This is a genomic window from Sinorhizobium sp. 22678 (assembly GCF_052044265.1).
Lineage (GTDB): Bacteria > Pseudomonadota > Alphaproteobacteria > Rhizobiales > Rhizobiaceae > Sinorhizobium > Sinorhizobium meliloti_A.
Genome location: NZ_JBQEMS010000040.1, coordinates 21,417 through 27,416 on the forward strand (window position 1 = coordinate 21,417; position 6,000 = coordinate 27,416).

The window sequence follows — 6,000 nt, forward strand, 5'->3', positions numbered from 1 at the left end:
TCACTTCAGCGCGTCGAGTACGACCGCGGCAGCCAGCATTTCCCGCCAGCGGTTTTCGCGCCGTCTGAATGCCTCTTCGTCTGTTCCCCACTGTTCGATCTGCCAATCCTCGTCGACATGAGCGGCAGCCCATGCCTGTTCGGCGGAGAGCCTGCCCATGGCGAGGGCAAGAGCGAGCAGGGCGGATCCGGTCAGGCTGGTGACGGTGTGCAGGCAGGCGAGGCCGAGCGGTGTCGCAAACCCGCGCAGGCTCTCGGCAAAGGCCGAGACCGCCTCCGCCGGTTGTTCCTGATGGATCACGCCTTCCACGAGAATGAACCGGGCGCCGAGCGTCCGGGCGGCCCAGTCGATTATCGGATTCCAGTGCTCGTTCTGCCGAGCGACGAGTTCTTTCGGGCTGTCGGCCCGATAGCAGAGAAGATCGCTGCCGACAAAACGGACGATATCGTCGAAGACCGCACGATCGTCGAGCGCAACTCCGTCGATCGCGGTGTTGACGATCCGCGTGAGCGGCATCGCCGAGGGATCGATGATTTCGGTCTGGGCGTCCCACTCGGCTGCCAGCAGCCCTGCGAGCTTTTCGGTGGGTACGGTGAGCGCCCGTTTGGCCGGTGTGCGCACTGACCTTCCGTCGAGAAGCACGGCGTATCCGCCGTCATCCGCCGGTGCGGCGCTCGCCTGCTTGTAGAAGCGTTTCGGCAGCGGTTTCTGCATCTGGATCTGGGCCCGACGCACAGGATCGTCGTGGCTCAGCGCACCACTCAGTTCGTCGCGAATATCAGGCATGGCTGTGGTCCATCCATTCGATTATGTCTGCCGGAACGCGGGCGATGTGATCCGCACCGGATGCCATCAGCTCCGGGACACTGGCGTAACCCCAGGCGACGCCCAGGGCATCGGCGCCGGCGGCCTTCGCCATCTGCATGTCATAGATCGCGTCTCCGATCACGATCGTGTCGCGGGGATCGACTCCAGCCTCCGCGCAGCACTCCGTCACCATGGCGGGATGCGGCTTCGAGGGGCAGTCGTCCGCCGTGCGGGAGACGAAGAAAATCTTGTCGAATCCATGCATCGCCGCGATATGCGTCAGACCTCGCCTCGATTTGCCGGTGACGGCACCGATCAGCAGTTCGTCGCGTCCGGCCAGGGTCTGCATCATCTCCGCAATGCCCGGAAACAGCGCTTCGCTGCAGCCGGGTTCGCCTCGTACCGAGGCGAATATAGATTTGTAATGCGCCGTCATTGCGGTCGCCCGGTCGTCGACGTGTTCCTGCCCCATGAGCCGGGCAATGGCGATATCGAGAGTGAGGCCGATGATCGCCTTGGTCGCGTCCGATGTCGGGCGATCCAGATCGAAGGCCTCGAAGGTGCGGGCCATCACCTCATGGATCAGTCCCGCGCTGTCGACGAGCGTTCCGTCGCAATCGAAAAGGACGAGCTTCATCACTCTTCCTCGCCGGCGGCGTTTTCGTCGAAGCCGAGCAGGTTCCAGCTCTGCACCATGTGCTGGGGCAGGGGAGCGGTGATCTTCAGCCGCCCGCCGTTCGGATGCGGAATGTCTATGTGCCGCGCATGAAGGTGCAGCCGGTTCTGCATGCCGCCGGGGAAGGTCCAGTTGACGTCCGCTTCGAAATATTTCGGATCGCCGATGATCGGATGGCCGATATGGGCGGCGTGGACGCGCAGCTGGTGCGTGCGGCCGGTATAGGGTTCCATTTCCAGCCAGGCGAGGTTCTGCCCGGCTTGTTCGACGATCCGGTAATAGGAGATGGCGTGGTCGGCGCCATTCTCGCCGTGCTTGGCAATCCGGACACGGTCGCCATCGGGCGTGGGCTCCTTTACCAGCCAGGTGGAAATCTTGTCTTCCCGCTTGCGCGGCACGCCCCTGACCAGGGCCCAGTATGTCTTCTTGGTGTCGCGCTCGCGAAACGCCGCGGTCAGCTGTTGCGCAGCCCCGCGCGTGCGGGCGACGACAAGTACGCCCGAGGTATCACGGTCGAGACGATGGACGAGGCGCGGCTTTTCGCCCTTCTGGCTGGTCCAGGCCTCGAGCATTTTGTCTATATGCCGGTTGACGCCCGAGCCGCCCTGAACGGCAAGGCCGGCCGGTTTGTTGAGCACGATGACCTTGGCATCCTCATGCAGCACCATGCGCGACAGAAGCTCTCCGTCCGGCGATTGACGCAGGTCCCGGCCGCCGATCGGGCCGGATTTCGCTTCCTTGGGATCGACGCCGAGCGGCGGAATGCGGATCGTCTGGCCGGGTTGTATGCGCGTGTCGGATTTTGCCCGCGCCCCGTCCACGCGGATCTGTCCGGAACGCAGCAGCTTCTGCAGCGGACCGAAACCCAGTCCGGGGAAATGCACCTTGAACCAGCGGTCGAGACGCATTCCCGCTTCGTCGCTGTCCACCTGCCTGTGTTCTATGCCCGCCATTTTGCAGAAATCCGCCTTCTTTTCTTTAAAGGCTGGCTTTAGACCATTGCGCGCATCAGGGCCAGCCCGGCGAACACGGCAAGTATCGAAAGACCGACGCTCGCCGCGATATAGGCGAGGCCACTCATCGTCTGCCCGTGTTCCAGAAGGGTGATCGCGTCGAGCGAAAAGGCCGAGAACGTCGTGTAGCCGCCCAGCACGCCGGTGATCAGGAACACGCGTATTTCCGGCGAGGCTCCCATCTTATGCATGATGAACTGCGCCAGAAAACCGATCAGAAAGGAACCCGTAACGTTCACGAACAGCGTCCCCCAGGGAAAGACGGGTCCGGCGCGCTGCAGCATCCAGAGGCCGACGAGGTAGCGCAGGACGGAGCCAAGGGCGCCGCCGGCACCGACGAGGAGGATATGGTTCATCAAATCGCTCCGATCCGAGAAGGCTGCATCCTGTCAGCCGAGCCTCTCGGCGTGCCACCTGAGATGGTCGTCCATGAAGGTCGAGATGAAATAATAGGAATGGTCGTAACGCTCATGCATCCGGAGCGTAAGCCCGATACCCGTTCCTTTGACGGCTTCTTCGAACAGCCAGGGGCGCAGACCGTTTTCGAGGAAGCTATCCGCCTTGCCCTGGTCGATCAGGAATTCCGGGAAGCGGGCCCCGTCCTCGACGAGGGCGCAGGCATCGTATCTCCGCCAGGCGGCCTTGTCGGGACCGAGATACTTCTCGAAGGCACCGACCGACCAATCGGCGGAAGACGGCGCGACGATCGGCGCGAAAGCGGAGCAACTCTTGAAACGCTCGGGGTCCTTGAGAGCGACGGTCATTGCGCCATGCCCGCCCATCGAGTGGCCGAAGATACCCTGGCGGCTCATATCCACGCGGAAATGCTGGCCGACCAGGGCCGGGAGTTCTTCTGTGATGTAGCTGTACATCCGATAGTGCTCGTCCCAGGGCTTCTCCGTCGCATCGAGATAGAAGCCGGCGCCCTTGCCCATCTGCCAATTGGTGAGTTCATCGGGAACATCCGCCCCTCTTGGACTCGTATCCGGGCAGACGATGATGAGCCCCAGCTCCGAGGCCATGCGCCGGTACTCGCCTTTCTCCATGACATTGGCGTGGGTGCAGGTGAGGCCGGAGAGATACCAGAGAACGGGGCGAGGCTCCGTGATCGCCTGCGGCGGTACAAAGACGGCGAAGGTCATTTCGCCTTTGCAGGCCGTGGAATCATGAGCGTAGACGCCCTGCATGCCGCCGAAGGCCGTGTTCTGCGAGATTACTTTCATTCTTTGCTCCTGAATTTCATGGGGTGGCGCCCGCAAGCTGAACCGCGGCATTGACGGCGGCGGCGACGAGCACCGTGTTGAAGAAGAACGAAACGATAGCGTGCATCAGGTTCACGCGGCGCATCGCCGTTGTCGTGATGGCGACATCCGACGTCTGCGCCGTCATCCCGATGACGAAGGCGAAATAGAGGAAATCGTATCCGCCGGGACTGTCGGTCTCCGGGAACGCAAGACCGCGCGCTGCGGGATTGCTGGCGGGATCATTGCGGTCGGCAAGCCAATAAAGATGAGCATAATGCAGCGCGGCCATGGTGTGGATCGTCGCCCAGCCGAGCGCAACCGCTGCGAAGGCGATGGACAGCCCCACAGCGCCGCCGCCCCCGGCGCGGTTCAGCGCGAGGAACAGAGCCACCAGCGACGTCGCCGCGGCAACGAGCGTCACCAGGAAGATGATCGGCTCCGGCTCACCCGTGTCGCGCGCATTGGCCTGGAGATAACTGCCTGTAAGTTTGGGAAGCCGCAAAGCCGTGATCGACAGATAGATAAGGAAAAAGAGGATGGCCGCGACCTCGATTGCTTCTGCGCGGAATAATGCAAAACCGATGGGCAGGCTGACCAACCCGCCCGTCAGGGCGAGATAGAACGGCCAGTGCCGCAGGCCTGCCTTCCGATCCATTCGCCGCCTCCGTTCGCCGGTTCTACCTTTTTACCCGTCGGCAGAGTCGGTCAAGCGTTTCGAGAAAAGCGGAGCGGTCGCGGGAGGTGAGGGCGGCGTTATAGCCTTTGCTTTCCCCGGTCTCCCTGAGATGGGCCGAGAGATCGCGCATCGCGGATGCCATGCCGATGTTGGTCTCGTCGAAGACGCGCCCGGTCGGCCCGGTGACGAGCGCTCCGGCGCCGACGCAGCGCACGGCAAGCGGCACGTCGGCAGTGACGACGATGTCGCCGTCCCTGGCGCGTTCGGCGATCCAATCATCCGCTGCGTCGAAACCGGCCGATACGATGACGTTGCGAACCATCGGATCGCGCGAGGGGCGCAGGCCGGAATTGGCGACAAAGGTCACCTCCAGGCCATGGCGCTCGGCCACCTTCAGGATTTCCGGCTTTACCGGGCACGCATCGGCATCGACATAGATCATCGGGGATAGCTTCCGGCAGGCAAAAAAGCGCCGGATTCATTGGCCTCCGGCGCTTTCCTGAATGAGATTGCGAACTCAGTAGACAACGACAGAGCGAATGCTCTCGCCGGAATGCATGAGCTCGAACCCCTTGTTGATGTCCTCGAGCGGCATGGTGTGGGTGATCATCGGATCGATCTCGATCTTGCCCTCCATGTACCAGTCGACGATCTTCGGCACGTCGGTGCGCCCGCGCGCGCCGCCGAAGGCGGTGCCCATCCAGGTGCGGCCGGTGACGAGCTGGAACGGCCTGGTGGCAATCTCCTGGCCGGCGCCGGCGACGCCGATGATCACCGACTTGCCCCAGCCGCGATGCGAGGCTTCGAGCGCCTGGCGCATGACCTTGGTGTTGCCGGTGCAGTCGAAGGTGTAGTCGGCGCCGCCGATCTGGTCGGCACCGCGCTTCGTCAGGTTGACGAGATAGGGCACGATGTCGTCGCCGACCTCCTTCGGATTGACGAAGTGGGTCATGCCGAACTTTTCGCCCCAGGGCTTCTTGTCGTTGTTGAGGTCGACGCCGATGATCATGTCGGCGCCGGCAAGGCGAAGCCCCTGGATGACGTTGAGCCCGATGCCGCCGAGACCGAAGACGATGGCGGTGGCGCCGATCTCGACCTTGGCGGTGTTGATCACCGCGCCGATGCCGGTGGTGACGCCGCAGCCGATATAGCAGATCTTGTCGAAGGGAGCGTCCGGATTGACCTTGGCGAGCGCGATCTCCGGCAGCACGGTGAAGTTCGAAAAGGTCGAGCAGCCCATATAGTGGTGGACCTTGTCGCCGTTGATCGAGAACCGCGAGCTGCCGTCCGGCATCAGCCCTTGCCCCTGGGTGGCGCGGATGGCGGTGCAGAGATTGGTCTTGCGGCTGAGGCAGGAGGGGCAGGAGCGGCATTCCGGCGTATAGAGCGGGATGACGTGGTCGCCCTTCTTCACCGAGGTGACGCCCGGGCCGACATCGACGACGATGCCGGCGCCCTCATGACCGAGGATCGCCGGGAACAGCCCCTCCGGATCGGCCCCCGACAGCGTGAAATCGTCGGTATGGCAGATGCCGGTCGCCTTCACCTCGACCAGCACCTCGCCGGCCCGAGGGCCTTCGAGCT

The 6,000-nt window shown here is 63.2% G+C and carries 8 protein-coding genes; all 8 read right to left on the bottom strand.

What is annotated here, in order from left to right; all coding sequences use genetic code 11:
- Nucleotides 1–786, bottom strand: coding sequence for an ATP12 family chaperone protein (locus tag ACTJKL_RS30860; RefSeq protein ID WP_324763271.1), 786 nt, complete (start codon nucleotides 784–786; stop codon nucleotides 1–3).
- Nucleotides 779–1,444: an HAD-IA family hydrolase gene (locus ACTJKL_RS30865; RefSeq protein ID WP_411923629.1), complete on the bottom strand. Its 666-nt coding sequence runs from the start codon at nucleotides 1,442–1,444 to the stop codon at nucleotides 779–781. Before ACTJKL_RS30865 ends, ACTJKL_RS30860 begins: the two co-directional genes overlap by 8 nt.
- On the bottom strand, nucleotides 1,444–2,436 hold the full coding sequence (locus ACTJKL_RS30870) for an RluA family pseudouridine synthase (protein WP_018099565.1): 993 nt from the start codon (nucleotides 2,434–2,436) through the stop codon (nucleotides 1,444–1,446). The genes ACTJKL_RS30865 and ACTJKL_RS30870 overlap by 1 nt, the downstream gene beginning before the upstream one ends.
- 38 nt (nucleotides 2,437–2,474) lie before the next feature.
- Nucleotides 2,475–2,852, bottom strand: coding sequence for a fluoride efflux transporter CrcB (gene crcB / locus ACTJKL_RS30875; protein WP_275598065.1), 378 nt, complete (start codon nucleotides 2,850–2,852; stop codon nucleotides 2,475–2,477).
- A 33-nt stretch (nucleotides 2,853–2,885) separates the two neighbouring features.
- Nucleotides 2,886–3,719 carry an S-formylglutathione hydrolase gene (gene fghA / locus ACTJKL_RS30880; RefSeq protein ID WP_440854664.1) on the bottom strand — a complete coding sequence of 278 codons (834 nt, stop codon included), beginning with the start codon at nucleotides 3,717–3,719 and terminating at the stop codon, nucleotides 2,886–2,888.
- 16 nt (nucleotides 3,720–3,735) lie between these two features.
- Nucleotides 3,736–4,395 (bottom strand): DUF1345 domain-containing protein, encoded by a 660-nt coding sequence (locus tag ACTJKL_RS30885; RefSeq protein WP_440854665.1) that lies wholly within the window; start codon nucleotides 4,393–4,395, stop codon nucleotides 3,736–3,738.
- Nucleotides 4,396–4,417: 22 nt separating this feature from the next.
- Nucleotides 4,418–4,858, bottom strand: coding sequence for a YaiI/YqxD family protein (locus ACTJKL_RS30890; protein ID WP_018099569.1), 441 nt, complete (start codon nucleotides 4,856–4,858; stop codon nucleotides 4,418–4,420).
- 75 nt (nucleotides 4,859–4,933) lie between these two features.
- Nucleotides 4,934–6,000 (bottom strand): S-(hydroxymethyl)glutathione dehydrogenase/class III alcohol dehydrogenase (locus ACTJKL_RS30895; RefSeq protein WP_440854666.1); only part of this gene is annotated, 1,067 nt, incomplete at its 5' end.

Bases quoted from the DNA above. Each gene is read 5' to 3' on its own strand.
- crcB (WP_275598065.1), bottom strand. From the start codon at position 2,852: ATGAACCATATCCTCCTCGTCGGTGCCGGCGGCGCCCTTGGCTCCGTC.
- ACTJKL_RS30885 (WP_440854665.1), bottom strand. From the start codon at position 4,395: ATGGATCGGAAGGCAGGCCTGCGGCACTGGCCGTTCTATCTCGCCCTG.
- ACTJKL_RS30865 (WP_411923629.1), bottom strand. From the start codon at position 1,444: ATGAAGCTCGTCCTTTTCGATTGCGACGGAACGCTCGTCGACAGCGCG.
- ACTJKL_RS30890 (WP_018099569.1), bottom strand. From the start codon at position 4,858: ATGATCTATGTCGATGCCGATGCGTGCCCGGTAAAGCCGGAAATCCTG.
- fghA (WP_440854664.1), bottom strand. From the start codon at position 3,719: ATGAAAGTAATCTCGCAGAACACGGCCTTCGGCGGCATGCAGGGCGTC.
- ACTJKL_RS30870 (WP_018099565.1), bottom strand. From the start codon at position 2,436: ATGGCGGGCATAGAACACAGGCAGGTGGACAGCGACGAAGCGGGAATG.
- ACTJKL_RS30860 (WP_324763271.1), bottom strand. From the start codon at position 786: ATGCCTGATATTCGCGACGAACTGAGTGGTGCGCTGAGCCACGACGAT.